Origin of the sequence: Prochlorococcus sp. MIT 1342, assembly GCF_047304495.1 — a bacterium.
Lineage (GTDB): Bacteria > Cyanobacteriota > Cyanobacteriia > PCC-6307 > Cyanobiaceae > Prochlorococcus > Prochlorococcus marinus_D.
This window is the reverse complement of sequence record NZ_CP138957.1, coordinates 1,787,806-1,814,091: the sequence shown is the minus strand read 5'-3', so window position 1 is coordinate 1,814,091 and position 26,286 is coordinate 1,787,806. Positions and strand designations below refer to the sequence as shown.

The 26,286-nt window shown below is 54.7% G+C and carries 26 protein-coding genes; 11 read left to right on the top strand and 15 right to left on the bottom strand.

The annotated features are described in order from the left end of the window. Positions 1-23 precede the first annotated feature (23 nt). Both SIB79_RS09365 and coaBC read left to right on the top strand, forming a co-directional pair. On the top strand, positions 24-263 hold the full coding sequence (locus SIB79_RS09365) for a DUF2555 domain-containing protein (RefSeq protein WP_063405053.1): 240 nt from the start codon (positions 24-26) through the stop codon (positions 261-263). Then, on the top strand, positions 253-1,539 hold the full coding sequence (gene coaBC, locus SIB79_RS09360) for a bifunctional phosphopantothenoylcysteine decarboxylase/phosphopantothenate--cysteine ligase CoaBC (RefSeq protein WP_063405057.1): 1,287 nt from the start codon (positions 253-255) through the stop codon (positions 1,537-1,539). The genes SIB79_RS09365 and coaBC overlap by 11 nt, the downstream gene beginning before the upstream one ends. Here the strand turns inward: coaBC and SIB79_RS09355 are convergent. Then, complete coding sequence (locus tag SIB79_RS09355) at positions 1,512-1,649, bottom strand: hypothetical protein (protein WP_328585531.1); 138 nt, start codon at positions 1,647-1,649, stop codon at positions 1,512-1,514. The genes coaBC and SIB79_RS09355 overlap by 28 nt on opposite strands. 295 nt (positions 1,650-1,944) lie before the next feature. Between SIB79_RS09355 and SIB79_RS09350 the strand changes: the two genes are divergently transcribed. The 4 genes from SIB79_RS09350 to SIB79_RS09335 all read left to right on the top strand — a co-directional run bounded on the left by SIB79_RS09350 (position 1,945) and on the right by SIB79_RS09335 (position 6,674). Further along, positions 1,945-2,784 carry a photosystem II manganese-stabilizing polypeptide gene (locus SIB79_RS09350; protein ID WP_063405421.1) on the top strand — a complete coding sequence of 280 codons (840 nt, stop codon included), beginning with the start codon at positions 1,945-1,947 and terminating at the stop codon, positions 2,782-2,784. A 154-nt stretch (positions 2,785-2,938) separates the two neighbouring features. Further along, complete coding sequence (sat, locus tag SIB79_RS09345) at positions 2,939-4,111, top strand: sulfate adenylyltransferase (protein ID WP_063405060.1); 1,173 nt, start codon at positions 2,939-2,941, stop codon at positions 4,109-4,111. 45 nt (positions 4,112-4,156) lie between these two features. Next, a complete protein-coding gene (gene ftsH3 / locus SIB79_RS09340; RefSeq protein WP_063405062.1) occupies positions 4,157-6,004 on the top strand; it encodes an ATP-dependent zinc metalloprotease FtsH3 in 1,848 nt (615 codons plus the stop codon). Continuing rightward, positions 5,979-6,674: a bifunctional 4-hydroxy-2-oxoglutarate aldolase/2-dehydro-3-deoxy-phosphogluconate aldolase gene (locus tag SIB79_RS09335; RefSeq protein ID WP_081215710.1), complete on the top strand. Its 696-nt coding sequence runs from the start codon at positions 5,979-5,981 to the stop codon at positions 6,672-6,674. Before ftsH3 ends, SIB79_RS09335 begins: the two co-directional genes overlap by 26 nt. Positions 6,675-6,744: 70 nt before the next feature. On the opposite strand, the gene SIB79_RS09330 is transcribed toward SIB79_RS09335, so the two are convergent. The 4 genes from SIB79_RS09330 to aroC all read right to left on the bottom strand — a co-directional run bounded on the left by SIB79_RS09330 (position 6,745) and on the right by aroC (position 8,974). After that, complete coding sequence (locus SIB79_RS09330) at positions 6,745-6,957, bottom strand: hypothetical protein (RefSeq protein WP_063405064.1); 213 nt, start codon at positions 6,955-6,957, stop codon at positions 6,745-6,747. A 50-nt stretch (positions 6,958-7,007) separates the two neighbouring features. Further along, on the bottom strand, positions 7,008-7,529 hold the full coding sequence (locus tag SIB79_RS09325; RefSeq protein WP_063405066.1) for a hypothetical protein: 522 nt from the start codon (positions 7,527-7,529) through the stop codon (positions 7,008-7,010). Between the two features lie 141 nt (positions 7,530-7,670). Next, on the bottom strand, positions 7,671-7,799 hold the full coding sequence (locus tag SIB79_RS09320; protein WP_268873548.1) for a hypothetical protein: 129 nt from the start codon (positions 7,797-7,799) through the stop codon (positions 7,671-7,673). Positions 7,800-7,885: 86 nt separating this feature from the next. Continuing rightward, on the bottom strand, positions 7,886-8,974 hold the full coding sequence (gene aroC, locus SIB79_RS09315; RefSeq protein ID WP_011131162.1) for a chorismate synthase: 1,089 nt from the start codon (positions 8,972-8,974) through the stop codon (positions 7,886-7,888). Between the two features lie 185 nt (positions 8,975-9,159). Here aroC and SIB79_RS09310 point away from each other — a divergent pair, with 185 nt between their 5' ends. Next, positions 9,160-10,776, top strand: a complete 1,617-nt coding sequence (locus SIB79_RS09310) for a photosystem II high light acclimation radical SAM protein (protein WP_063405068.1) — start codon at positions 9,160-9,162, stop codon at positions 10,774-10,776. Here the strand turns inward: SIB79_RS09310 and SIB79_RS09305 are convergent. The 3 genes from SIB79_RS09305 to SIB79_RS09295 all read right to left on the bottom strand — a co-directional run bounded on the left by SIB79_RS09305 (position 10,698) and on the right by SIB79_RS09295 (position 13,234). Beyond that, positions 10,698-11,483 carry a type II CAAX prenyl endopeptidase Rce1 family protein gene (locus SIB79_RS09305; protein WP_063405425.1) on the bottom strand — a complete coding sequence of 262 codons (786 nt, stop codon included), beginning with the start codon at positions 11,481-11,483 and terminating at the stop codon, positions 10,698-10,700. The two genes, SIB79_RS09310 and SIB79_RS09305, sit on opposite strands and share 79 nt — an antisense overlap. Positions 11,484-11,590: 107 nt before the next feature. Further along, on the bottom strand, positions 11,591-11,905 hold the full coding sequence (gene clpS, locus SIB79_RS09300) for an ATP-dependent Clp protease adapter ClpS (protein ID WP_041385209.1): 315 nt from the start codon (positions 11,903-11,905) through the stop codon (positions 11,591-11,593). 102 nt (positions 11,906-12,007) lie between these two features. Beyond that, positions 12,008-13,234: an LL-diaminopimelate aminotransferase gene (locus SIB79_RS09295; protein ID WP_196757658.1), complete on the bottom strand. Its 1,227-nt coding sequence runs from the start codon at positions 13,232-13,234 to the stop codon at positions 12,008-12,010. Positions 13,235-13,342: 108 nt separating this feature from the next. Here SIB79_RS09295 and SIB79_RS09290 point away from each other — a divergent pair, with 108 nt between their 5' ends. From SIB79_RS09290 to SIB79_RS09280, 3 genes are all read left to right on the top strand, one after another. Further along, positions 13,343-16,003, top strand: coding sequence for a TIGR03960 family B12-binding radical SAM protein (locus SIB79_RS09290; protein ID WP_063405072.1), 2,661 nt, complete (start codon positions 13,343-13,345; stop codon positions 16,001-16,003). Positions 16,004-16,273: 270 nt separating this feature from the next. Then, positions 16,274-18,217: an Rne/Rng family ribonuclease gene (locus SIB79_RS09285; protein ID WP_063405074.1), complete on the top strand. Its 1,944-nt coding sequence runs from the start codon at positions 16,274-16,276 to the stop codon at positions 18,215-18,217. Between the two features lies 1 nt (position 18,218). Beyond that, a complete protein-coding gene (locus tag SIB79_RS09280) occupies positions 18,219-18,821 on the top strand; it encodes a ribonuclease HII (protein ID WP_063405076.1) in 603 nt (200 codons plus the stop codon). Here the strand turns inward: SIB79_RS09280 and SIB79_RS09275 are convergent. After that, positions 18,777-19,361, bottom strand: a complete 585-nt coding sequence (locus tag SIB79_RS09275; RefSeq protein ID WP_011131154.1) for a DUF1997 domain-containing protein — start codon at positions 19,359-19,361, stop codon at positions 18,777-18,779. The two genes, SIB79_RS09280 and SIB79_RS09275, sit on opposite strands and share 45 nt — an antisense overlap. A gap of 33 nt (positions 19,362-19,394) precedes the next feature. Here SIB79_RS09275 and pheA point away from each other — a divergent pair, with 33 nt between their 5' ends. After that, the gene (gene pheA, locus SIB79_RS09270) at positions 19,395-20,237 is read left to right on the top strand and encodes a prephenate dehydratase (protein WP_063405427.1); all 843 of its coding nucleotides are present in this window, start codon (positions 19,395-19,397) and stop codon (positions 20,235-20,237) included. 2 nt (positions 20,238-20,239) lie between these two features. Here pheA and SIB79_RS09265 read toward each other — a convergent pair whose 3' ends face one another. From SIB79_RS09265 to rpsG, 6 genes are all read right to left on the bottom strand, one after another. Beyond that, on the bottom strand, positions 20,240-21,175 hold the full coding sequence (locus SIB79_RS09265) for a methyltransferase domain-containing protein (protein WP_063405078.1): 936 nt from the start codon (positions 21,173-21,175) through the stop codon (positions 20,240-20,242). Next, positions 21,175-21,837, bottom strand: coding sequence for an LON peptidase substrate-binding domain-containing protein (locus SIB79_RS09260; protein WP_011131151.1), 663 nt, complete (start codon positions 21,835-21,837; stop codon positions 21,175-21,177). The genes SIB79_RS09265 and SIB79_RS09260 overlap by 1 nt, the downstream gene beginning before the upstream one ends. A gap of 58 nt (positions 21,838-21,895) precedes the next feature. Next, the gene (gene rpsJ / locus SIB79_RS09255; protein ID WP_011131150.1) at positions 21,896-22,216 is read right to left on the bottom strand and encodes a 30S ribosomal protein S10; all 321 of its coding nucleotides are present in this window, start codon (positions 22,214-22,216) and stop codon (positions 21,896-21,898) included. 146 nt (positions 22,217-22,362) lie between these two features. Beyond that, on the bottom strand, positions 22,363-23,562 hold the full coding sequence (gene tuf, locus SIB79_RS09250; RefSeq protein ID WP_011131149.1) for an elongation factor Tu: 1,200 nt from the start codon (positions 23,560-23,562) through the stop codon (positions 22,363-22,365). 42 nt (positions 23,563-23,604) lie between these two features. After that, positions 23,605-25,680 carry an elongation factor G gene (gene fusA / locus SIB79_RS09245; protein WP_063405080.1) on the bottom strand — a complete coding sequence of 692 codons (2,076 nt, stop codon included), beginning with the start codon at positions 25,678-25,680 and terminating at the stop codon, positions 23,605-23,607. A 92-nt stretch (positions 25,681-25,772) separates the two neighbouring features. Continuing rightward, entirely contained in the window at positions 25,773-26,243 is a 471-nt protein-coding gene (gene rpsG / locus SIB79_RS09240) for a 30S ribosomal protein S7 (protein WP_011131147.1), read from the bottom strand. Positions 26,244-26,286: the final 43 nt, after the last annotated feature.

Below are 26,286 nucleotides of genomic sequence, written 5' to 3'. Positions count from 1 at the left end.
TGCTCCTTGTTTGAGCAAACTCCATGCGGAACTCCAAGGTGCTTTCCATGGATCTTGCTGGTGCGATTACTCCAGAACGTCTTGAGGCCTTTGATGATGAGGCAACTGCGGTACTTGCCAGGCGTCTTGAAGATGACGATTACCCCACGCCCTTTGCCGGGTTGGGCGATTGGCATCTATTGAGGGCTTTGGCGATTCATCGCCCTGAGCTGACAGCTCCATACGTGCATCTGATCGATCAGGAACCCTTCGATGAAGATTGAGGCGGCACGCCCTCTTATGGGTCGTCGTCTGCTTGTAGCAGTCACTGGCAGTATCGCGGCTGTTAAAACACCATTGCTGGTGAGTGCCCTGATCAAGGCCGGCGCTGAGGTGCGTTGTCTTGTGACCCCTAGTGCTGCTCGTCTAGTCAGCCCTGTTGCTCTGGCCAGTCTGAGTAGGCATCGCTGCTACCAGGATGAGGATCAATGGAATTCGAGCGAACCTCGTCCTTTACATGTGGCCCTGGCTGAATGGGCTGAGCTTGTCATTGTCGCTCCTTTAAGTGCTACGAGTCTTGCCCGCTGGACTCAGGGGCTTGCAGAGGGGCTTCTGGCAAGTTTGTTGCTGGCTTGTGAACGGCCGGTGCTTGCAGCGGCAGCAATGAACACTGCCATGTGGTCCAACCCTGCCGTGAGGAGGAACTGGCAAGAGTTGCAGACTGATCCACGCGTGCTGCTATTGGCACCTGAATCTGGGCTGCTGGCCTGTGATCGGATCGGGGATGGCCGCATGGCCGATCCGAAGTTGATTGAGCTGGCTGTCGTGAGCGGGCTTTTGCAGGCTGATGAGACAGGCAGGCTGCAACGCGATTGGCAAGGGCGAAAGTTGTTGGTGACCGCTGGATCGACAGTGGAGGTTTTGGATTCAGCCAGGCTGTTGATCAATCGCAGCAGCGGCCGTATGGGGGTGTTGCTGGCGCAGGCAGCGCGGCTACGCGGTGCCCAGGTGGATTTGGTGCATGGTCCTTTGAAATTACCTGTTGCTTGGTTGGAGGGGTTGGCGGCCTATCCAGTGACAAGCGCAGATGAGATGCAGGACATGCTGGCGCAGCTGCAGTCCAAAGCAGATGCAGTGGCAATGGCGGCGGCGGTTGCGGACGTTCGTCGGGTTAATCCTGCTCAGACTGAGAAGCTTTCGAAGGATTGCTTGCTTCAGTCTTTTTCTCAGGGCTGGGAGCAAGTCCCTGACCTTCTCGCTGAGCTCGTTTTAAGGCGACCAGTTGGTCAGGTTCTGCTTGGTTTTGCTGCGCTAACTGGTAATGAAGCTCAGATTCAGCAGCTTGGTGAGGAAAAACGTCTTCGCAAAGGCTGTGATCTGCTGATGGCGAATCCGATTGATCGCCCTGGTCAGGGTTTTGAGGAGGATTTCAATGGTGGTTGGTTGCTTTCTGCCGGTGGCAGCGTTCGTTCTTTACCTGTTACGTCCAAGCTGGCATTGGCGCATCAGTTGCTTGATGCCATTTTGGAGGTTCAGGCCGTGATTTCGACGCCATCTTGACCCGGTAGAGCGATGAAAGTGCGCAGTTGCAGCCTTGAGATATATGGCCAGCCTCCGCTTTTCTCCATGGTCTGAAGCAGGGTGTAAAGGTCTTGACGATCTTCCGGCAAGCTTTGGCGAAAGGGACCTTCCTGGAATCGCGATGGATCGTTTCAATCTCCCGCAGTAATGGCAGCAGGGTCTCTGCCTGTTTGGGCTCATCGGCCACCTCTCGTAGTTCAGCTATCAGTGGGGCTATACGGCCTTTTATGGAGTGTTCGCTGTGGGTGCTCACTGAGCTCGGTAAGCGACGGGTTGTTGAGAGGTGCAAAAGGCTAGCCGTAACGCCTATTTGTGCCCTGTAGGATCCAAACGATCATTTTGGGCGGTTCATCCCGCAGTTATCTGGCCTTTCGGCTTCTTCCCATGCTGTTTCGTCCTTTGCTGGCCCTGGTGCTGGCTTTCTGTCTCACCTTTGTAGCTGCCCCAAGCAGTGTGTCCGCCGCAATCACAGATGGCGCGGGCGATAGCGATTTCGTTGTTGGCAATGAACGCTCTAATGCACGTTTTGGCAACATCGTTAATACCGGTAGAGCAAACGATTGCCCAACCATCGCCGCGGGTTCAAGTGGATCCATCAGCATTGGTTCTGGCGATACTCTCAGCGACATTTGCTTGCAACCGACTGAGGTGCTTGTGAAGGTTGCTCCTACAAAGCGCAAAAAAGCTGATTTCGCTAAAACAAAGATCATCAGCCCATCCAATAACACCACCATTGAGCAGGTTTTCGGAGACATTTCTGGTTCTGGTGCCTTCGCTGAAAAGGGTGGTATTGACTTTCAATTAATTACCGTCCTCGCCCCTAACGGTGAGGAAGTGCCTTTTGTCTTCTCAGCTAAAGACATGCAGGTGGATTCCAACAGTTCTTCAATCTCTGTTGGTACTGAGTTCAAAGGCACAACAAGGACACCTAGCTATCGCACCAGCAACTTCCTTGATCCCAAAAGTCGCGCTTTGACTACAGGTGTTGACTATGCCCAAGGCCTCGTTGCATTGGGGGGTGATGACAAGGAGCTCCAGACTGAAAACGTGAAGCGCTATATCGATGGCAAGGGTCAAATCACCCTCTCTGTCGATAGTGTTGACGCTGGTTCTAATGAATTTGCTGGCACCTTCGTCGCATTACAGACTGCTGATACAGACATGGGTTCTAAGGAAGCTCGTGATCTCAAGATCTCTGGAGTCCTCTATGGCCGTAAGGGCTGATTAGAAGACTTCTCATCGTTCCTAATCCCAATGAACTGAAGATTTTTCAAGGGGGCCTATGGGCCCTTTTTTTTGACCATGCTTTAGTTGCGTCTGGTCTTAGCTGATCAAAACCAGCCGTCTGGGAGAATCTCCCGGCATCCCCAGGCTTGTCATGATTGCCAGTCCCTCTGCATCTGCCCAGTCTCCAGGCGTGATCGCCCCCTATGGGGGGAAACTGGTGGATTTGATGGTGGCTCCTGATCAGCAGGAAGTTGTCAAGGCCAGCGCCAACCATGTGTTGGAGTGTTCAGATCGCAATGCTTGCGATCTGGAGTTACTTGTCGGTGGAGGCTTTTCGCCTGAGCGGGGCTTTATGCACCAGGGTGATTACGACGCTGTTGTTGCAGGCCATCGAACTCTTTCCGGCTATCTTTTCGGCTTGCCAATCGTGATGGATACCGATCGAGAGGATGTAGCGATCGGTGATCGGGTGTTGCTGAGTTACAAGGGTCAGGATTTGGCAGTTCTCCAAGTCGAGGACAAATGGGAGCCCGACAAGGTGGTGGAAGCCAAAGGTTGCTATGGCACGACCTCTCTAGAACATCCCGCTGTGCGCATGATTGCCACTGAACGCAAGCGCTTTTATCTCGGGGGCACTTTGCAGGGTTTGGAGTTGCCCAAGCGTATTTTCCCTTGCAAGAGCCCTGCTCAGGTTCGGGCGGAACTTCCTGCCGGGGAGGACGTTGTTGCCTTTCAGTGTCGCAATCCCATTCATCGTGCTCACTACGAGTTGTTTACGCGAGCCTTGCATGCCAGCAATGTGAGCGAGAACGCTGTTGTGCTAGTGCATCCCACCTGTGGACCAACTCAGCAGGATGATATCCCTGGCGGTGTACGTTTTCAGACCTATGAGCGGTTGGCTGCTGAGGTAGATAATCCCCGCATTCGCTGGGCCTATCTTCCCTATGCCATGCATATGGCAGGTCCGCGCGAAGCCCTGCAACACATGATTATTCGCCGCAATTATGGATGTACCCATTTCATTATCGGTCGTGACATGGCCGGATGTAAGTCTTCCCTTAGCGGCGATGACTTCTATGGTCCTTACGACGCGCAGAACTTTGCACAGGAATGTGCAGTAGAGCTGGCAATGGAAACGGTCCCCTCGTTGAATCTTGTTTTCACTGAAGAGGAGGGCTACGTCACTGCCGAGCATGCCGAGGCTCGTGGATTACATGTCAAGAAGCTCAGCGGTACGCAGTTTCGCAAGATGTTGAGAAGTGGCGAGGAGATCCCTGAGTGGTTTGCCTTCCGTAGCGTGGTTGAGGTGCTGAGAGCCACGTGATTCCCTGAGCCCGAATAACATTCTTTCATTACAGGCAGGAGAATCTTGGATAAACGCTGGCGCAACGTAGGCCTTTACGTTCTTCTGGTGGTCGTGGTGGTCGTGGTCGGAACGGCTTTCCTCGGCAAACCTGGCACGACTGAGCGGGAGACTCTCCGCTACAGCGAATTTGTTGAAGCAGTTCAGGACAACCAAGTGAGTCGTGTGCTGATCTCCCCAGATCAGGCCACCGCTCAGGTTGTTGAAAGCGATGGTCGACGCGCGGATGTCAACCTTGCCCCTGACAAGGACCTTTTGAAGCTCTTAACGGATCACAACGTTGATATTGCTGTTCAACCAACCCGTCAGGCAGGTGCTTGGCAACAGGCCGCCGGAAGTTTGATTTTCCCCTTGTTGTTATTGGGTGGACTTTTCTTTCTCTTCAGACGTTCTCAGAGTGGTGGCGGAGGTGGTAACCCTGCCATGAATTTTGGCAAGAGCAAGGCCAGAGTTCAGATGGAGCCTTCCACTCAGGTCACCTTTAGTGATGTTGCTGGGATCGAAGGGGCAAAGCTTGAACTTACCGAAGTCGTTGACTTTCTCAAAAACCCTGATCGATTTACTGCTGTAGGCGCAAAAATCCCCAAAGGTGTTCTGCTTGTAGGCCCTCCCGGAACTGGCAAAACACTGCTTGCCAAAGCAGTGGCTGGTGAAGCGGCTGTGCCGTTCTTCTCGATTTCAGGCTCGGAGTTTGTCGAGATGTTTGTTGGGGTTGGTGCCAGTCGAGTCCGTGACCTATTTGAGCAGGCCAAGAAGAACGCTCCTTGCATTGTTTTCATTGATGAAATTGATGCGGTGGGTCGGCAGCGGGGCGCTGGCCTTGGCGGTGGCAACGATGAGCGTGAGCAGACTCTTAACCAGCTACTTACTGAAATGGATGGTTTCGAGGGCAATACCGGCATTATCATCGTGGCGGCCACCAATCGGCCTGATGTGCTCGATTCGGCGTTGATGCGCCCTGGTCGCTTTGACCGACAGGTTGTTGTGGAGCGCCCTGATTACACCGGTCGCCTGCAGATCCTCAATGTGCATGCCCGCGATAAGACCCTGTCCAAGGATGTTGATCTCGACAAAGTGGCGCGGCGCACACCAGGCTTCACAGGGGCTGATCTTGCCAACTTGCTCAATGAAGCGGCAATCCTCGCAGCGCGTCGTGAGCTCACAGAAGTAAGCAATGACGAGATTAGCGACGCCATTGAGCGGGTCATGGTTGGTCCTGAGAAGAAGGATCGTGTCATGAGTGAACGGCGTAAGCAACTGGTTGCTTATCACGAGTCTGGTCATGCCCTGGTAGGAGCGCTTATGCCTGATTACGACTCAGTGCAGAAGATTTCCATCATTCCTCGTGGTCAGGCTGGTGGTCTCACATTCTTCACCCCGAGTGAGGAGCGGATGGAGTCGGGTCTCTATTCCAGGGCTTATTTGCAGAACCAGATGGCTGTTGCTCTGGGTGGTCGAGTCGCAGAAGAAATCGTCTACGGAGAAGACGAGGTGACCACTGGTGCATCCAATGACCTTCAACAGGTCGCTCAGGTCGCCAGGCAGATGGTGACGAGGTTCGGGATGAGCGACAAGCTTGGTCCGGTCGCCTTGGGGCGGTCTCAGGGAGGCATGTTTCTTGGTCGTGACATCGCCTCTGAACGCGATTTCTCTGAAGAAACTGCCGCGATTATCGATGCAGAGGTCTCTGATCTGGTTGATGTGGCTTACAAGCGTGCCACCAAAGTATTGATCGAGAATCGTTCTGTTCTTGATGAGTTGGCTGATTTGCTTGTCGAGAAGGAAACTGTTGATGCTCAGGATTTGCAGGACTTGCTGATCCGACGCGATGTCAGGGTTGCCGAATACGTCTAAGTGCTCCGGTGATTGCCTCTGGCTTGATAGGCAAGAGGTCTTGATAGCCTCACTACGAGCACAGCCTTTGGTTGTGGTATTGCGTAGCGAGTACGACCATCTTGAGGGATCTAGCTACAGAGCTTCTTTGTTTGCGGTTTTCGAGCAGCTGCATCTTCTCGGAGTTCGGCATGTGGAGCTGGCCTGGTCTCCTCATCCTGGTTGGATGTCTTTGATGAGGGAGGTGCAGGAGTGCTTTGCAGGGCTCTGCCTGGGAGCAGCATCGATTAGCTGTCCAGAAGCCTTGCAGTCTGTGGCAGAGCTAGGCCTTGCTTATGCCATGACTGCATATTGGGATGCCGACCTTCATCAGAAGGCGCGGGAAATGCATCAGGTCCTTGTGCCTGGGGTTTTCACTCCCACTGAAATCCAGCAGGCTTACCGTTCTGGATGCCGGCTCGTTAAGTTGTTCCCTGCATCAGTTTTGGGGCTTGACTACTGGCGTCAGTTGGCTGGACCGATGGACTCTTTGCCCTTTGTGATTGCCGCTGGTGGGCTTACGGTTCAAGACTTCGTCCCCTGGCTTAATGCGGGGTATGACGCTGTTGCTCTTGGGCGTGATTTGGTTCAACAGGGGCAGCTTGACCATGCATTGAAGGCTTGTTTGAAGCCTCCGGCAACGACAGATTAACTTCGACTATTTGTTGACATTCGATTGAGATGCTACATATAAGATAGCTATTTATTCTTGAATGTCTCAGCTAACTATCAAGCTCAGCGTTAAAGCCGATGCTCTGATCGCACAGCTTCAGAAGGAGATCTTTAACCGTCGCCGTAAGAAGGTCAGCGCAGCTGGAGTGGTGGAAACCTTGGTTGAAAGCGGTGCCAAGTCTCAGTCGGACAAGCGCTTTGCGACTTCCTGGACCAATTTGATCAAGGACATCGAAAAGGCTGCCAAGCTCGCTAATACCCATGGCAGCAAGCCTTCAAATCTTACTGCTGATGAGTGGGCCATGGTGCTGACTCATCGCAGTCGTGGTCCAGGTAAATCAACGAGTAAGACTCCTGGAAAGAAGGTCTCTAGTGGAAAGTCCGCAGAGAAATCCAGTACGACTAAGGCTTCGACGACCAAAGCCCCCGCAAGGAAGGCTTCGACGACCAAAGCCCCCGCAAGGAAGGCTTCGACGACCAAAGCCCCCGCAAGGAAGGCTTCGACGACCAAAGCCCCCGCAAGGAAGGCCTCTGCTGCTAAAGCCCCTGCAAAGAAAGCCTCTGCTGCTAAAGCCCCTGCAAAGAAAGCCTCTGCTGCTAAAGCCCCTGCAAAGAAAGCCTCTGCTGTTAAAGCCCCCGCGAAGAAAACCTCTGCTGCCAAGGCCTCCGCGAAGAAGTCTTCCAGCACATCAGTTGGCACGTCGCGACCAGCTCGCCGTGCACGCAAAGCTAGTGGGAGCAAAAGTCTTGTTGCCTCCACGTCTGTAGCAAAACGCATGGCGAAGGCCGCTGGTCGTCTCGGGACCTCTGTCGTTAGCTCGGCGGTTGGCGCCAACGGTAGCGTTCCATTAGCGCTCAAATGAGCACTTGATGCTTGGAGGTCACTGGCTGATCCAGTGCCTCCGTTTCGTTTTTTAAGGCCTCGGGCGAATGGGTGAAAACCAACGGTTTTGCCAGTCGTACTAAGTGGCCTTTTTCATTGTCGAGCCAGTGGTTTGGCAGTAGCGATCCCGCTGGTGATTAAGGCAATACTGCTGTGGCGTTCATGGCTCCATGGCTCGTGAATCGGCAGCATCACGAGGGAAGAGCGCCATTGGCAGCGCATGCTTTAACTATTTGTCGATGATGATTGAGTAGTAGGACCTTGTGAAAGGGGAATCATTGCTTGGTCTAGGTAGGCGCAGATTTGCTTTACCAGAGACTGCACTGTCCTTGTTGGCGTAAGAGGTGATCAGCGAGTACAAGGGACACCATGGCTTCAACTATCGGTACGGCCCTAGGTAGCACGCAGGGATCATGACGACCTTTGGCAGACAGTGTCGTGGTGTTGCCATCAGCGTCAATTGTTTGTTGATCTTTACGGATGGTGGCTGTTGGCTTGAACGCCACTCGGATCACGATGGACTCACCGTTAGTGATCCCTCCCTGGATGCCACCAGAGTTGTTGGTGGCTGTTCGTAGGCGACCATCATTGCTGGGGAGGAAAGCGTCGTTGTGCTCGCTGCCTTTTAGCAGGGTGCCGCCAAAACCCGAGCCGATCTCAAAGCCCTTGCTGGCAGGTAGTGACATCACGGCCTTGGCGAGGTCTGCCTCAAGCTTGTCGAACACAGGCATCCCCAGACCCATTGGGGCATTGCGGACAACACACTCGATCACACCACCGCATGAGTCGCCTTCACGGCTGATGGCTTCAATACGCTCCACCATTTGCGCTGCCATGACTTGGTTCGGGCAACGCACGATGTTTGCTTCGACGTCATCAATGCTGACGTCTTGGGCATTGATTTCGGCCTCCAGGGTGTGAATGCGTTTGACCCATGCCAGTACTTCGGTGTTATGGGCTTTGGTCAGTAATTGCTTGGCAATCGCTCCAGCGGCTACCCGCGCAATCGTCTCTCTTGCGGAGGCTCGCCCTCCACCGCTTCGAGCTTGGATGCCGTACTTCGCCTGATAGGTGGCATCGGCATGGGAAGGCCGAAATGCAACATTCATCTCCTTGTAGTCGCCAGGCTTGTGATCCTTGTTGCGCACCACCATGGCGATTGGTGTTCCAAGGGTTGTGTTGTTGAGCAGACCGCTGAGGATTTCGACTTGATCTTCTTCCTTGCGGGGTGTACTGATCTTGCTTTGGCCAGGTTTGCGTCGATCTAGCTCGGCCTGAATCTTCTGTAGGTCAAGCTCAAGCCTTGGTGGGCAGCCTTCCACGATGACTCCCACGCCCCCTCCATGAGATTCACCGAAGGTGCTGATTCGGAATAGATCCCCAAAGCTGCTGCCCATCAAGAACTCATTCTTATTAGAGAGTAATTAGTCGCTGCGCAGCGGGGAGCTTGCTTTGCTCATCTTCAATTGATGCCGGGAGTTTCAGAGACAACGGCTTGACTGATTAGCGCTTGGGAGAAGCGCAGTCATTGTTAGCGTCGCTTTCAGCTTGAGCAATCGCTGAGATCCTGCGCTCTTGACCAATGGGTTCCGCTTCATCCTTTGAGGTTTCTAGAGGATTTTCCTCGCAGGTAGAGGAGCGTGTGCTGCTGGTGAGGTTGCCCTGCAATCCCATCTTTCCAATTGGGCCGATTTACCTGGCCGATCACCTGCACAAGTGTTTCCCGGATCTTCCTCAACGGATTTTGGATTTGGCTGCTTTGCCTGTGCTGGATGTTGAACGGGTGTTGTTGGCCACGATTGATCAGTTTCGCCCCACCCTGCTGGTTTTTTCTTGGAGAGATATCCAGATCTATGCACCGGTAGATGGCCGCACTGGCAATCCACTGCAGCACTCCTTTGAGGTGTTTTATGCAAGCAATCCTTTGCGACGCCTCCGGGGCGCCTTCGGTGGATTGTTGTTGATGAAAAGCCATTACGGGGAGCTCTGGCGCAATCAGCGACTTTTGCGACATGGGCTGCGAGCTGCTCGTCGCTATGTCAGCCATGCCCGGGCTGTTTTGGGTGGTGGTGCAGTGAGTGTGTTCTATGAGCAACTTGGTCGCTCTTTGCCGAAGGGCACCATCGTGTCGGTGGGGGAAGGGGAGCTCCTGTTGGAGAATTTGCTGCGCGGCGTTTCCCTGAATGATCAACGCTGTTTTGTAGTGGGTGAGCCAGTACGAGCTGGTCTGATTCATGAGCAGCCTGAAAGTCGTCCTAAAACCGCCTGCGATTACGACTACATCTCATCGATATGGCCTCAGTTGAATTGGTACCTAGAGGGTGGTGACTTCTACGTCGGTGTACAGACCAAGCGGGGCTGTCCCCACAATTGTTGCTATTGCGTTTACACCGTTGTGGAGGGGAAACAGGTACGGCTCAATCCTGTCAAAGAGGTGGTGGCGGAGATGCGCCAGCTTTATGACCGTGGCGTACGTGGCTTTTGGTTCACTGATGCACAGTTCATCCCCGCCCGCCGATACATTGAGGATGCTAAAAATCTTCTGACGGCGATCCAGGCCGAAGGGCTCAATGGAATTCGTTGGGCCGCCTACATCCGAGCCGACAACCTTGATGCCGAGCTTGCGGAGTTGATGGTTGCAACCGGCATGAGTTACTTCGAGATTGGCATTACCTCAGGGTCTCAGGAACTCGTGCGCAAGATGCGCATGGGGTACAACCTGCGAACTGTGCTTGAGAACTGTCGGCTGTTAGTCCGCGCTGGCTTCCGTCAACACGTGTCGGTGAACTACTCCTTCAACGTGATTGACGAAAGACCGGAAACGATTCGTCAATCCATCGCCTATCACCGCGAGCTGGAACGGATTTTCGGGCCCGACAAGGTGGAGCCTGCCATCTTCTTCATTGGCCTCCAACCTCACACCCATTTGGAGCAGTACGGCTTTGAACAGGGTTTGATTCAGCCCGGCTACAACCCCATGAGCATGATGCCCTGGACGGCTAGGAAGCTGCTCTGGAACCCTGAACCGATGGGAAGCATTTTCGGAAGAATCTGTCTCGAGGCTTTTGAGACTGAGCCTGGCAATTTCGGACGTACCGTGATGGCCTTGCTTGAGCGGGATTACGGGGTGGCGCCTTTGGAGGAGGCTCTACGTGCTCCAGTGATGGGGCGGGCGGCCTTGGCTAATGCCGTGAGCTGATAGACGAGTAAGGAAGCCATCGCCAGGATGCCGACCACTCCACCGAGGGGGTTGTCAGCTGGCCCGGTGAGCCAAAGCGGCGACTGAGGGGAAAATTGGATGAGGCCGGATTGGAGGGCAAACCAGCCACCCACCAAACCTCCGTGCAGTCCTACACATCCCCAGAGGGAGCCATGGTCGAGGCGCCTGCGAATGGCCAGCACCAGGCCCAGTAGGAACAGCCCGCTCAGCAGGCCGAGCCTTGGCCAGATTCCAATGTTAAAGCGTGTGTGCACCAGGCTGAAAATCAGGGCTTGAATGGGCAGTGCCAGCCGTGCTCCGATCAGTAGCTTGAGCTCTCCCCAGAGCCATCCGCGGAATAGCAGCTCTTCCAGCAAGCCCACGACGAGGCAGAGCAGAATGGCATTGAGCTGTTTCTCGGCGTTGAGATCCCCTAGCCAGTAGCCCCAATGGCCGCTGATCGTGATCACGCTGATTAGCAGCAGCAGGGCCCCTGCCCCGGCCAATCCGAGGAGCAGGGGTTTCACAAGGGTGTTGCCAACGTCTGCACCAGTGATGCCCAAGCTGCGCCATGGATGTTGGCTGATCCAGCGGGCCCTAACCCAGCCAGGCAGTAGCACTAGAAACAGCAGTGCACTGCAGAGGGTTCCCAGCAGGCCGCGCCATTGGAGGGGCAGCTCTGGCAGGAAAAGGACAGTTGGTTGCATGATCAGCCAGCCCAACCCGTAAAGCAGGGGGATCAGGGTCACTGTCGGCAACCAGCGCCAACGTTGGTTTAACCATGCTGACCAGAGCGGATGTAGGCCAGACCTGTTCAGCTTTCCTGTTCCAGTGTGCTGGTCAGCCCCTTGGCTTTCAGTGTTTCGCAGTAGAACTCGGCTGGTTCGAGGTCGCAGACGATCACCAGCCCGACGCCGGTGTTATGGGCTTCCAGCATCACGGCCATGGCGTCCTGCTCGCTGAGCTGGGGTACGACCTGCTGGAGGGTGACCACCACGTATTCCATGGAGTTAACCGGATCGTTGTGCAGAAGCACCTTGTAATGAGGCGATTGCTTGCGGATCCGCTCGGTTTGCTTTTCGAGGACGGCGGCACCACCGGGAGTGGGGCTGGGGGCATTCACCGCCATGGCCAGGACGATCGGGACGGCTCCAATGTACGTGGGCCGCTCACCCATGGTGCAGTTGGTGAGCAATCCCAGCTTCAATGGCGGGGGCTTGATTCTGTGGTCTCAGAGGGCACGGATCCGACGCATGGCTTCGTCTACATTGACGCGACTGTTGAAGGCGGAGAGACGGAAGTAGCCTTCGCCTGCAGCACCGAAACCGCTGCCTGGGGTGCCTACCACGTGGGCGTTTTGGAGCAGATGATCGAAGAAGCCCCAGGAATCCATGTCGTCTGGTGTCTTCAGCCACACATAGGGCGCATGCTCACCACCATGCACTTCGATCCCGGCGGCGGTAAGTTCCTTGCGGATGATGGCGGCGTTTCTCATGTAGAAGCTCACTAGCGCATTGATCTCCCCCTGGCCTTGGGCGGAGTAAACCGCTTCGGCGCCACGCTGAATGATGTAGCTGACGCCGTTGAACTTGGTGCTTTGGCGCCTGTTCCAGAGATTCCAGAGTTCCACATCTGATCCATCGTCGCTTTTGCCCTTCAAGCCTTTCGGTACCACCGTGAAGGCGCAACGGGTGCCGGTGAATCCAGCATTCTTGGAGAACGATCGGAATTCGATGGCACACTCGCGAGCGCCCTCGATCTCATAGATCGAATGCGGCAGGTCGGGGTTCTGGATGAACGCCTCATAGGCAGCGTCAAACAAAATCAAGACACTGTTGGTGCGGGCATAGTTCACCCACTCCTGGAGCTGGGCTTTTGTGGCTACCGCTCCAGTGGGGTTGTTGGGGAAACACAGATAGATCAGATCGACTGGTTCGGAGGGGATCTTGGCTGCAAACCCATTTTCGGCGTTGATTGGCAGGTAGCTCAGGCCTGCGTAGCGGCCGCTTTGATTGGCTTCGCCGGTGCGACCCGCCATCACGTTGCTGTCGACATAGACCGGATAAACCGGATCTGTAACGGCGATGCGATTGCTGCTCCCAAGGATGTCGAGGATGTTGCTGCTGTCGCACTTCGATCCGTCGGAGACAAAGATCTCCTCGGCATTGATCTGACAGCCTTTGGTCTGGAAATCATGCTTGGCGATTGCTTCGCGCAGCCAGTCGTAGCCCTGCTCAGGGCCATAGCCATGGAAGCCAGTGTTGGTCCCCATCTCGTCGATGGCTACCTTCATCGCGTTTCTACATGCCAGTGGCAGTGGTTCGGTTACATCGCCGATGCCGAGGCGGATGAGCGCAGCATCCGGGTTGGCTTCACTGAAGCTTTTGATCCGCCTGGCGATTTCGGGGAATAGATATCCCGCCTTGAGTTTGAGGTAGTTGCTGTTGACCTGAACCACTGATGAGCTGGCTGTCTTGGCAGGCATCTTGCTACGTCACGGGGCCTTGCGCTGTGTCGGGGGGTTGGCCAGCGTTGTCCATACGATGGGATTAGTGCCCTGCTGGCCATGACCGTCGCCTCACCCCGTCTAGAGCCGGTGGATTTCGACAGCCTGGTCAATGCCGGGATCAATCGCCCTGCCCGTTACATGGGCCATGAGTTGGGGGTGGAGCCTCGTGATTGGCAGGCTTCTCGGGTGCGTTGGGCTCTCTCCTACCCGGAGATCTACGAGGTGGGCGCGAGCAATCAGGGCCACATCATTCTTTATTCGATTCTCAACGCAGTTCCAGGTCAGCTTTGTGACAGGGCCTACCTTCCCGCTCAGGACCTGGCCCAGCGCTTGCGGTATCTTCGGCAGCCTCTGTTCGCGGTGGAGAGTCGCCGTCCTCTCCAGGCCTTCGACATCCTTGGCTTCAGTCTCTGTTATGAGCTTGGGGCCACAAACATCCTTGAGATGCTTGATCTGGCAGAGATTCCTTTGTTGGCAAGTGATCGTGGTGATCAGCCCCTGAATGATCTAGCAGCACCACCATTGATCTTTGCTGGTGGACCAACGGCTACCAGTAACCCTGAGCCCTATGCCGCTTTTTTTGATTTTGTAGCCCTTGGCGATGGTGAAGAGCTGCTGCCTGAGATTGGTTTGGTAGTGGCTGACGCTAAGGCTAATGGACTGAGTCGCTCAAGCCTTTTGCAGGACTTAGCTCAGGTGCCTGGCGTTTACGTGCCGTCGCTTTACGGTCAAGGCCCTGATGGCACCTCCATCGTTCCTTTGGAGCCTGCTGCGCCGGCCAAGATTCTGCGACGGGTGGCCAAGCCGATGCCTCACTACGCCATGGGTTTGGTCCCACATATCGAAACGGTGCATGATCGACTCAAGGTGGAGATTCGTCGCGGTTGTACTCGTGGTTGTCGTTTTTGCCAACCCGGCATGCTCACACGTCCAGCTCGGGATGTTGATCCGGAGGCGGTGATTGAAGCAGTGCACAATGGTATGAAGCGAACGGGATATAGCGATTTTTCGTTGTTGTCGCTCAGTTGCAGCGATTACTTGGCTCTGCCAGCGGTTGGTGTGGAGTTGCGAAATCGTTTGGCTGATCAGAATGTGACCCTTCAGCTGCCCAGCCAACGGGTCGATCGCTTTGACGATGATATCGCTCACATCGTTGGCGGTGGTCGTCAGGCCGGTCTCACCTTCGCGCCGGAGGCTGGCAGTCAGCGCTTGCGGAACGTTGTCAATAAAGGTCTTACGAACGCCGACCTGCTGCAGGGGATCCGCACGGCGATGCAGAACGGCTTTCGCAAGGTCAAGCTCTACTTCATGATCGGATTGCCGAGCGAAACGGATGAGGATGTGCTTGGCATTGCCGATACCTGTCAGATGTTGCAGGAGCAGTGCAGGGATCTTGGGCGATTGAACCTGAAGATCACGGTTAGTAACTTCACTCCAAAGCCACATACGCCTTTTCAGTGGCACAGCGTATCTACGCAAGAACTGCAGCGACGTCAGCAAAAGCTGCAACAGGCATTTCGGGCGCTCAGAGGCGTAAAGGTCAATTTCACTGATGTGCGCCTCTCCGCCATGGAGGACTTTGTCGGTCGCGGTGATCGTCGTCTTTCGTCGGTGATCGAGGCAGCCTGGCGGGCGGGGGGAGGCATGGATGCTTGGTTCGAGGCCCTTGATCGCACTTATCAGGCCTGGGTCTGGGCTATTGCAGCTGCAGGGCTGGAGGGCCGATATAGGGATCTGGAGTTAGGGAGCTGGGGAGCGACCTCAGCCCTCAATCGCGATGATCTGAGCAGCTTCTGCGCTCAGTCTCTGCCGTGGGATCACATTGATACGGGCATTGATAAGAGCTGGCTGGCAGAGGATCTGCAGCGTGCCTTGACGGCAACGGTGTTGCCTGACTGTTCTTTCGAAGGCTGTAGTAGTTGTGGCGTCTGTGGTTCTGAAATGGGTCACAACGAGGTGGTGCCGCCGCCGCCTGTGCCAGATCGGCAGCTTCAGAAAACTCCTTTAACGAAGCGAGCCTGTCGCATCCGTCTGCGATTCGCAAAAACTGGTTCGATGGCTCTTCTTAGTCATCTGGATGTCATGCGTTTGCTTGAAAGAGCCCTGCGGCGCAGTGGTTTGCCAGTGAGTTACAGCGGTGGGTTTCATTCCCTGCCGCGTTTGCAAATAGCTCTGGCTTTGCCTTTGGGGGTAGAGGCTTTTGGGGAATGGATGGATCTCGAGTTTGTAGAGCCGGTGGAGGCCGAGACCATGCGTCAGCAGCTTCAGGCCACCTTGCCGAAGGGACTCTCTTTGCTTAGTGCGGAATCTGTGCCTGTAGGCGGTAGCAGCCTCTCTCAGTTGCTGGTGGCAGCCTCATGGCGCTTTGATTTGGCCATTGAGTCTGAGAAGCCATCGACGTGGCATCAGTGGCAAGTAGCTGTCGAGTCCTTGAAGGAAGCTCATCAACTGCTGTGGCATGACATTGATAAGAAGGGACGGCCGCGTCAACGAGACTGCCGGCCAGCATTGCGTGAACTTCAACTGTGCAACAGATGCGAGGAGGGAGGTGAGTCTCTTTGCTTAGACGCCGTTCAACTGCGTCTGGAGGCAAGCATTGATTCGATGGGCCGTAGCCTTAAACCTGTTCAGGTGCAGCATTGGCTTGCAGAGCAGATGGGTGAGCCCTTGCGCATGAGCGCTGTGCAAAGGCAGGAACTCAAGTTGCTGCAGTGTTAGAGTCAAAATATGACGTGAATGCAGGGGCAATTTTTGCCACTGGTCCGTCCCGGCCTTCTTCACTCCAATTCTGAGCAAAGCGAGGCTATTTGCTGCTCGTTCATTCCGTTCCCTCTGTTCGGGAGCAGTGAGACACATAACCCATAGGAGTTTTTGACTCCGTCTGCTTCTTCAACGGCCTTTGGCTGTTAATTCGTTTTCCACCCGATGCATTGAGCCGGCAGGCCATTGATCGGTTCTGAGTCCAGCAGGGCTCCCTATTTATTTTCTATGCCCCAGCAAATTGTCATCTCTGAGCAGCTGCGCATCGCAGCCTTGCTCACAGATGAGCGAGTCGATGAGTTGATTGTTGCTCAGGGTCGATACCAGATCGGAGATGTCTACCTCGGCACGGTCGAGAACGTTCTCCCGGGAATTGATGCCGCGTTTGTGAATATTGGGGAAAGTGAGAAAAATGGTTTTATCCATGTCACTGATCTGGGCCCTCTGCGTTTGAAGAAGGGTGCTGCAGGGATCACCGAGCTGCTGGAGCCCCGTCAGCAGGTGTTGGTTCAGGTGATGAAGGAGCCCACAGGGTCTAAGGGGCCAAGGCTTACTGGCAACCTGGCGCTGCCTGGTCGCTACTTGGTGCTGCAGCCCCATGGCCAGGGGGTAAACATCTCTCGCAGGATTAATTCCGAAGGGGAACGCAATCGCTTGCGAGCACTTGGCGTACTAGTGAAGCCGCCGGGTGCTGGCCTGTTGATTCGCACCGAGGCCGATGGCATTAGTGAAGATCTGCTGATCGATGATCTGGAGGCTTTACTCAGGCAATGGGAAGCGATCCAGCAGGCGGCAGACAATGCTCTACCACCGGTACTGCTCAATCGCGATGAAGATTTCATTCATCGCGTTTTGAGAGATCACGTCGGTCCAGATCTTGTGAGAGTAGTGGTGAATGATGCCGCTGCCATTGAGCGTGTGAGCAGTTTCCTTGGCCAGGAAGGGCCAAATGTATTAGTTGAGGCCCATAACGAATCCACCGAACTTCTTGAGCATTACCGAGTAAATGCTGCCATCCGCGATGCTCTCAAGCCCAGGGTAGATCTGCCATCCGGTGGCTACGTGATCATTGAGCCGACGGAGGCACTCACTGTTATTGATGTCAATTCAGGCTCGTTCACTCGTTCGGCCAATGCTCGTCAGACGGTGCTCTGGACCAATTGTGAGGCAGCTATTGAGATTGCCCGCCAGCTGAAGCTTCGCAATATTGGCGGTGTGATCATCATCGACTTCATCGACATGGAGTCGCGCCGTGATCAGTTGCAGTTGCTGGAGCATTTCACAGCAGCAGTTCGCGATGATGCTGCTCGTCCTCAGATTGCCCAGTTGACTGAACTGGGGCTGGTGGAACTCACTCGTAAGCGTCAGGGGCAGAACATTTATGAATTGTTTGGCAGGGCTTGTCCTGCCTGTGGTGGTCTTGGCCATGTGGCGGTACTACCTGGCAAAGATCTGCTACAGCCACTTGCTATGGCGACTGGATTGGTGAGATCAGCAGCCTCTGCTCGAGCTGAAGCGCAGGTGCCAGGGGAGGGCGGGAATGGTCGCCGTAGGCGTGGTGGGCGCATTCGTTCTGGTGCGGTTGAGATGCCTGCACATACGCCTCCTTCTGGTGTGGCGAATGGAGTTGAGTCAACCACGTCTGTTGAACCTGAGAGACAAGAGCCTTCGGCCTCGTCTGAGGGTGTTATTCGTCGCCAGGAACCTGAATTGGTTGCTGTTCCAATGAATTCAGGGCAGGAGGAGGTTTTTGCTTGGCTTGGATTAAACCCTTTGCTTTTGATTGAGCCACCTCCAGAGAATGACAACTTTCTGGTTCGCGTGGTTCGGCCTGGGGAAGATGCTGAGTCTGTCCTTGAGGAGGCTCGTGAGCAGCTTTCAGCTAGTTCCAATCGGCGTCGGCGTCGGGGACGAGGTGGTGGTCGAGGGGCCGGCCGTGGCGCTCCCGAAGCCAGTGTCGAAACCCCTTCATCCAATGGCACAGAGGTCGTTGTCCAGCAAGCCAAGGTTGTCGCAAAGAATGAGCCTCTAAGTGTTCAAATCACTCCTCTTGAGGTTGATCATTCATCGAGTAGCGATTCTGTAGAAACCGTTTCTTCAATTTCCGAGCAGCAGGAGAGTGAACCCGAGGATCCGCGCCGCCGCCGCCGCCGCTCCTCAGCTGCAGGCTGATATGGACCCTTCGGCGGAATCCATCGCCGGAGTTGATGAGGTGGGTCGGGGCTGCTGGTTTGGTCCTGTGTTTGCAGGAGCGGTTGTCCTGACTGAAGTTGCGGCAATCGAATTGTTAGCTGAGGGGTTAACAGATAGCAAAGCACTGACTGTTCGCCGCAGGGCTCGCTTAGTGCCGTTGATTGAGGATGCCGCGACGGCTTGGGCTCTTGGACAGGCCTCGGCTCGCGAAATTGATGCTCTAGGCATTCGCTCAGCGACGGAACTTGCCATGCTGAGGGCATTGCAGCGGCTACCTACACCGTTGGAGCTTGTCTTGGTTGATGGCGTGTTGCCATTGCGCCTCTGGATGGGGCCACAACGTACCGTGGTGCGCGGTGATAGCAAATGTGCGGCCATCGCTGCAGCCAGTGTGTTGGCCAAGCAGGCTCGTGATGGGCTGATCAAGCGGTTGGCTAGTCGCTTCTATGGCTACGGTTTGGAGCGACATGTTGGCTATGGAACGGCGATCCACCGGCGTGCCTTGTTGGATTTAGGCCCTACAGCGCTTCATCGTCGCTCATTCCTCACCAAGCTGTTTGCTGTTAATGGCAGTCTCACTTGAGCGTATGGGTGTCTCTTGGCACCATTGGCTGAAATCCTTGACAAGTTGTTGGCCAACACGGGTTTTGATGCCAAGCAGGATGCCGCTGAGAATTGATTGACCGGTGCTTTTTAACACCCCTTTGGGGATCAGCTTTAGCAGTGCTGGTGGAGTAACGCTGACAGATAGCAGAGCTTCCCCTTCAAGACCCTTTGGGGTGGCTTCCATGATGGCCTCCAGGCCGAGGTCGAAGTCATCCACTAGATCTAGACCCTTAAGTTCGCTATCGGTTGCGCGGATGCTGAGTTTGCCGTCACAGTTGTCTACTTTGAGTGAGACAACTGGGTTGATCTGCAGCTGAAACACGTTCAGGCTGGTCACTGCGTAGCTGAAGCGACCCTCACCTAGTGGGGTAAGTTTTTCCCATTCCAGCAGAGCAGCCAGAACCCTATCCTGCTCGAGCAGGTAAGCAGGCAGTCGCTCAGTGTTTTGCCTTACCGGCAAATTGAGGTTCTGGCAGGCTTGGAAAGCCAGAGGCATGGCTTGCGGTTGACGCGTCATGATCCTATCGACCTCACTTGCGATGCGCTTCTGATGCCAATACGCGTGGCCTTCCTCGGACCGGAGGGAACCTATGGTCAGCAAGCGGCTCAAGCTCTGGCGGAGCTTGAGGGATTAGCAGATTTTGAGCTGGTGCCATGTATAGGTCTGCGTTCCGTCGTTGAGCATGTGGCCACTAAACGCTCTGAAATGGCGGTGGTTCCGGTGGAGAATTCCGTGGAGGGTGGTGTAACTGCCAGCTTGGATGCGCTTTGGTCTCATCCGCAGTTATGCATCCTTAGGGCAGTGGTTTTGCCGATTCGTCATGCTCTACTGAGCAGTGGCGGACTCAAAGACATCTCTGAAGTCCTGTCTCATCCCCAAGCTCTGGCTCAGTGCAGTGGCTGGTTGGCTGATCATCTTCCTGATGCCCTGCAGTTGCCTACAAGTTCTACGGCCGAGGCTGCCAGCATGGTTATAGATAGTCGATTTCGGGCAGCGATCGCTTCTCGGCCTACGGGCCAGGGAAGAGGCCTTAAAGAACTGGCTTTTCCTATCAACGATGTCGCGGGCAATCGCACCAGATTCCTGTTGTTACGGCAGGGAACACCGCTGCAACGTGGGGATGTGGCCAGCTTCGCATTCTCTCTGCATGACAACGCCCCGGGCAGCCTGCTCGAAGCACTCACTTGTGTGGCTCGACTGGGGTTCAATATGAGTCGGATTGAGTCGCGTCCCTCGAAGCGAGAACTAGGAGAATACGTGTTCTTTGTGGATGTGGAATTGAGGGATGGGGGCATTGGTGCATCTGAGCAGCTCATCGATGCCTTGCAGCCTTTGTGTGAACATCTTTTGCATTTCGGCTCTTATCTCAGCAGCGACTTGGAGCTCGATTGAGATCAGTCGCGGCTGCGGAAGACACCGAATTGCATCAGACCATGGGCAAAAGCCCAGCGCATCAACAAAATCGTTGGTATTTCTCTGAATCCCTTGACCACGGCGGCTGGACCCAACCCGAGCACGGCTCCAGGACGACGAAACCCCTCCAAAATCGAATCATTCCAGGAGGGCAGGATGGATCTTGTCCAGTCGTCAGATTCGACAGTGCCGCAAGCAAAAGGGCTATGAAGCAAATTGCGGCGGAATCCTTTAATGCTGGCGAATTCCGGATGGGCCCACTGGTCGAGTAGCTGACGCATCACCCATCGCTCAAGGCTGGTCATCTCCCCATCTTCGTAATCACGGCGGTTCCAATCGGCCACTGCAAGTACACCTTTTGGCCTCAGCACACGCAGCAGTTCATCTGCATAGCGCTGCTTGTCTGGCATGTGGGGGCCTGCTTCCACACTCCAAACAGCGTCGAAGCTACCGTTGGCCAGTTTTAAATCGAGGGCATCCATCACCTTGAATTGGCAGGTCATCCCCTCAGGAGTGAGTTGAGATGCTCGTTTCACCTGGGCTGGACTGATGGTGATGCCAAGCACGTCAAAGTTGTAATCCCGGGCCAGGATTCTTGCGCTACCACCAATACCGCAGCCCACGTCAAGTACTCGGGAGCCTCGAGGGAGTTGGGCCAGTCCACTCCATTGAACGAGCTCATGTACGAAGTCTTGCTTTGCGGCTCGGAAATCTCTGGTGCTAGGAGGTTTGCCGTAATAGCCGAGGTGGACGTGTTCACCCCAGAGCCGCTCGAGCAGCTGGTCATTGGTCCAGGCATCGTAAGCAGAGGCAACACTGGCGCTTGATTTGTATCGCCGATCCCGTTGGGTCCAGATCACTACAGCACAAGTAAGGGTTGTCCCTGCCAGGATCAATATCCACACCCAAAGGTCCATTAATTGTTGGCTTGATCGACGTTGGTGAGGCTTTCTTTGAGTGCAGTCCTTGCCGCAAGCTGACGGCGGGTGTGGTCAAGCATCTCGTATTCACGCTGCAGGCGATGGCTGGTTCTTGTGAGCTCCAGTAGTGCCTGTTGCTCTTCAGCCACAGGTCCCCCGAGATGGGCGCCGATCCAGAAAGAGAGTTCCCTGGGAAGATCAGGCAGGTCATCCGGCATGGTGATGTCTGAATCTGTGAGCTTGCCTGTAAGCATCACCACATCGTGTAGGGCTTTTGCAACGCTGATGGATAGCTCCTCTAGCTGGCTGTGGTTATCCATTTGGTCATCCTCGATCCAGCTCACCATGGCAGTGCGGAAAGGGGCGTCTCGAATTACATCGAGCACTCGGAAGCGCTGCTGTCCAAGGGTGACGATATTGCTGCGTCCGTCTTTGGATGTTTGGTGTTGCAGGATCTCTGCGCAACATCCCACGTTCGCCATTGTTTTTGTTTGAGGATCCCAGCGCAGCACACCAAAACGCCGATCACTTTCAAGCACACTCTGGAGCATCATTCGGTAACGAGACTCAAAAATGTGCAGTGGAAGCACTTCTTGGGGGAATAAGACGACATCCGGCAGAGGGAAGAGAGGCAACTCCCTGACGGACAGGTCGGTCACAGATAATGTCCTAGAGAGATTAAAAGCCTAGTTAGCCTGCACACATCTTGGAAGACCTTCAGAGTTTCACTTCAATGTCAACACCACTTGGGAGGTCGAGTTTCATCAGGGCATCGATGGTCTTTGCTGACGGGTTGTAGATATCGATGATGCGCCGATGGGTCCGAGTTTCGAAGTGTTCCCGTGAGTCTTTGTCCACATGGGGGGAGCAAAGCACACAGTAAATCTTCCTTTTGGTGGGAAGAGGGATTGGGCCGATTGCCGTCGCGGCAGTGTTGTCGGCTGTTTCAATGATTTTGTCGCAGGAAAGATCCAACATGCGACGGTCAAAAGCCTTAAGGCGGATGCGGATCTTCTGCTGAGCGATAGCCGTGGACATGAAATGTTAGGAGATTTTCCCTCTATTGGGGTTAGGGATGGATTGTCGAGGTTCTTTGGGGATGCATTGAACGTTGTTCGTTCATGCAGGCTGAAGCTTTGAATTTAAGGGATGACCAGGCAAAGGCCCAATCATCCCCCTCTTGATCATTCGATGATCTTCGAGACAACTCCGGCACCGATGGTGCGGCCTCCTTCGCGAATGGCGAAGCGCATGCCCTGTTCGATGGCCACAGGGCAGATCAATTCACCAGTCATTTTGATGTTGTCGCCTGGCATCACCATCTCCACATTGGAGCCGTCTTCGGCTGTGAAGGCGGTAATTTGGCCCGTCACGTCAGTGGTTCGGATGTAGAACTGTGGACGGTATCCGGCGAAGAAGGGGGTGTGGCGTCCACCTTCTTCTTTTTTGAGGACGTAAACCTGACCCTCGAATTTAGTGTGAGGTGTAATTGAGCCTGGCTTGACGAGGACCATGCCGCGCTCGATGTCTTCCTTCTCGATGCCGCGAAGTAGGAGCCCGCAATTGTCTCCAGCCAAGCCTTCGTCAAGATCTTTACGGAACATTTCCACACCGGTCACGGTGGTCTTGCGGCTGTCTCTAATGCCGACAATTTCAATTTCTTCGCCTTTTTTGACCTTGCCGCGTTCGATTCGTCCGGTGGCCACCGTGCCACGACCAGTGATTGAGAAAACGTCCTCTACGGCCATTAGGAAAGGTTTTTCGATTTCTCGCTCGGGCTCTGGAATGGATGCATCAACTGCCTCCATTAACTCATCGATCTTTGCTTCCCATTCAGCTTCACCTTCAATGGCTTTGAGACCAGAGACTTGGACTATGGGGATGTCATCACCAGGGAAGTCGTAGCTGCTCAGGAGTTCACGGATCTCCATTTCAACGAGCTCGATAATTTCCTCGTCGTCGACCATGTCGCATTTGTTGAGAGCTACAACCAGTGCAGGCACGCCCACCTGCTTGGCAAGAAGGATGTGCTCCTTGGTTTGAGCCATGGGACCATCGGTTGCTGCGCAAACAAGGATTGCGCCGTCCATCTGGGCCGCACCGGTAATCATGTTCTTGACATAATCCGCGTGGCCGGGGCAGTCCACGTGTGCATAGTGACGCCCATCGGTTTCGTATTCCACGTGAGCGGTGTTGATCGTGATACCGCGCTCACGCTCTTCAGGCGCGCCGTCGATCTCGGCGTAATCTTGCACCTTGGCTTGACCCTTTTTCGCAAGCACACTTGTGATGGCTGCGGTCAGGGTTGTTTTGCCGTGGTCGACATGGCCGATGGTGCCAATGTTGACGTGAGGCTTGTTCCTCTCAAACTTCTCGCGAGCCATTGTGTAAAAGAATCGGGGGGTGGAAAGTGGGTGTTATAGAGATCAGGAATTGCCCTGATTCTTGGAGATGATGGCTTCAGCAACGTTGCGAGGAACTTCCTCGTAATGGCTGAACTCCATCGAGAAGATACCCCGACCCTGAGTCATAGATCGGAGCTGGGTGGCGTAACCGAACATTTCGGCTAGAGGCACTTTGGACTGCACTTTAGAGAGTCCATCGTCAATGGACTGGCCTTCAACCTGACCTCGCCGGGAGGACAGATCGCCGATGATCGCACCGAGGAAATCCTCGGGGATCTCGACCTCAACCTTCATCATCGGTTCAAGCAGCACAGGATTGCACTTCTTGACGCCGTCTTTGAAAGCCATCGATCCGGCGATTTTGAAAGCCATCTCGGATGAGTCCACATCGTGGTAAGACCCGTCAACCATGGTGACTTTCACATCGATGAGCGGATAGCCAGCGATAACGCCGGATTCGCATGTTTCACGCATGCCTGATTCGGCAGGCTTGATGTATTCCTTGGGAACGATGCCGCCGACAATCTTGTTGACGAATTCAAAGCCAGAACCAGGTTCGCCTGGCTCCATTTCGATTACCACGTGGCCATATTGGCCTTTACCACCTGTTTGACGGGCAAACTTGCCCTCGCCTTTAGAGCTGGCACGAATGGTTTCCCTGTAGGAGACCTGAGGAGCGCCGATGTTGGCCTCCACCTTGAATTCTCGCAGCATGCGATCCACGAGAATTTCAAGGTGGAGTTCGCCCATACCAGCAATCACGGTTTGACTGGTCTCAGGGTCTGTGCTGACGCGGAAGGTGGGATCCTCTTCCGCTAATGAAAGCAGGGCTTTGGAAAGTTTTTCCATATCACCCTTGGTTTTGGGCTCAACAGCCACCGATATCACTGGCTCGGGGATGTAGAGGGTTTCTAGAACAATTGGATCGTCAGTCGTGCAAAGGGTGTCGCCTGTCGTGGTGTTCTTCAGGCCTAGAACAGCACCGAGATCTCCAGCGCGTAGTGCATCGACCTCTTCACGGTCATCGGCCTTGAGAATGATCAGTCGGGAAATTCGTTCTTTCTCGTTCTTCGTGGAGTTCAGCACATAACTGCCTTTCTCGAGCACCCCTGAATACATACGCACGAAGGTGAGCTTGCCGTAGGGGTCCGACATCACCTTGAAGGCCAAAGCACTAAATGGTGCGTTGTCATCGGATGGCCTTACTGCCTCCTTTCCATTGGGAAGTAAACCTTGAATCGGGGGGACATCAACAGGAGCGGGTAGGTAGTCCACCACTGCATCCAATAGCAGTTGAACGCCCTTGTTCTTGAAGGCAGATCCACACAGCAAAGGTACTAGGCCGTGATTGAGAACCCCTTCGCGAATGCCTGATGCAAGTTGGGCTTCGCTTAGTTCTTCCGTCTCTAGAAAAACTTCAATCAGTTCTTCGTCGGTTTCAGCAACACATTCCATCAGCTTGGATCGCCATTCAGCTGCAAGCTCTTTCATATGGTCTGGGATCTCTGTTTCTTCGATGTCCTTGCCGAGATCGTCCTTATAAATAAAGGCTTTGTTTTTAACGAGGTCAATAATTCCGCTGAGATCTCCCTCTGCACCAATAGGCAGCTGGATTGGGATGGCGTTGGCTTTGAGGCGATTCTTGATCTGTCCGTGAACCTTGAGGAAGTCGGCCCCGGTGCGGTCCATTTTGTTGACAAAAACCATCCGTGGAACGGAATAGCGATCGGCTTGCCGCCAGACGGTTTCTGATTGAGGTTGCACGCCACCTACCGCACAAAACACGGCGATTACACCATCGAGCACTCGCATCGAGCGCTCCACTTCAATGGTGAAGTCAACGTGCCCTGGGGTGTCAATGATATTGATGCGGTGATCGTTCCAGGTTGTCGAGATCGCAGCCGCTGTAATCGTGATTCCGCGCTCGCGCTCCTGAGCCATCCAGTCGGTGACAGCGGCGCCGTCATGCACCTCGCCCATCTTGTGAACCACACCGGAATAGAAAAGGATGCGTTCTGTACAGGTAGTTTTGCCGGCGTCAATATGGGCGGCAATCCCGATATTTCTGACGCGTTCCAGGGGAAAGGCGCGAGCCACAGGAAACTCTCCGGGGTTTGGCGTTAAAAGGCGGGTGCGACTCTACAGGTCAGCCGTTGGAACGGTTCAGTGCCGTCAGGGCTTGGCCATGTTCAGTAGCGATAGTGGGCGAAAGCTTTGTTCGCTTCTGCCATCTTGTGGGTTTCTTCTCGCTTGCGAACGGCGCTGCCAGCTTCATTGGCGGCATCCATTAGTTCAGCAGCCAGTTTTTGGGACATGCTGCGGCCATTACGGGCGCGAGAGAAGTTCACCAGCCAGCGCAGGGCCATTGCTGTGCCTCGCTCCTGGCGTACTTCCATCGGCACCTGATATGTGGCACCACCAACACGGCGGGCTCTTACTTCCACCAGTGGCGTGGCGTTTTTTACGGCTGTTTCGAAGAGCTCTATCGGGTCGCCACCGGTGCGCTCATTAATCAATCCAAAGGCTTGGGCAAGGATGCGTTGTGCAGTGGACTTCTTGCCGTGCTTCATCAGCCGAGAGATCATCATCGTGGCCAGTCGGTTGTTGAACTGGGGATCCGGCAGTACTGGGCGTTTTTCGGCTGCGTTGCGGCGGGACATAGACCGTTAGGAGTGGAGAAGGCGGAGGTAGAGCTAATAAGGA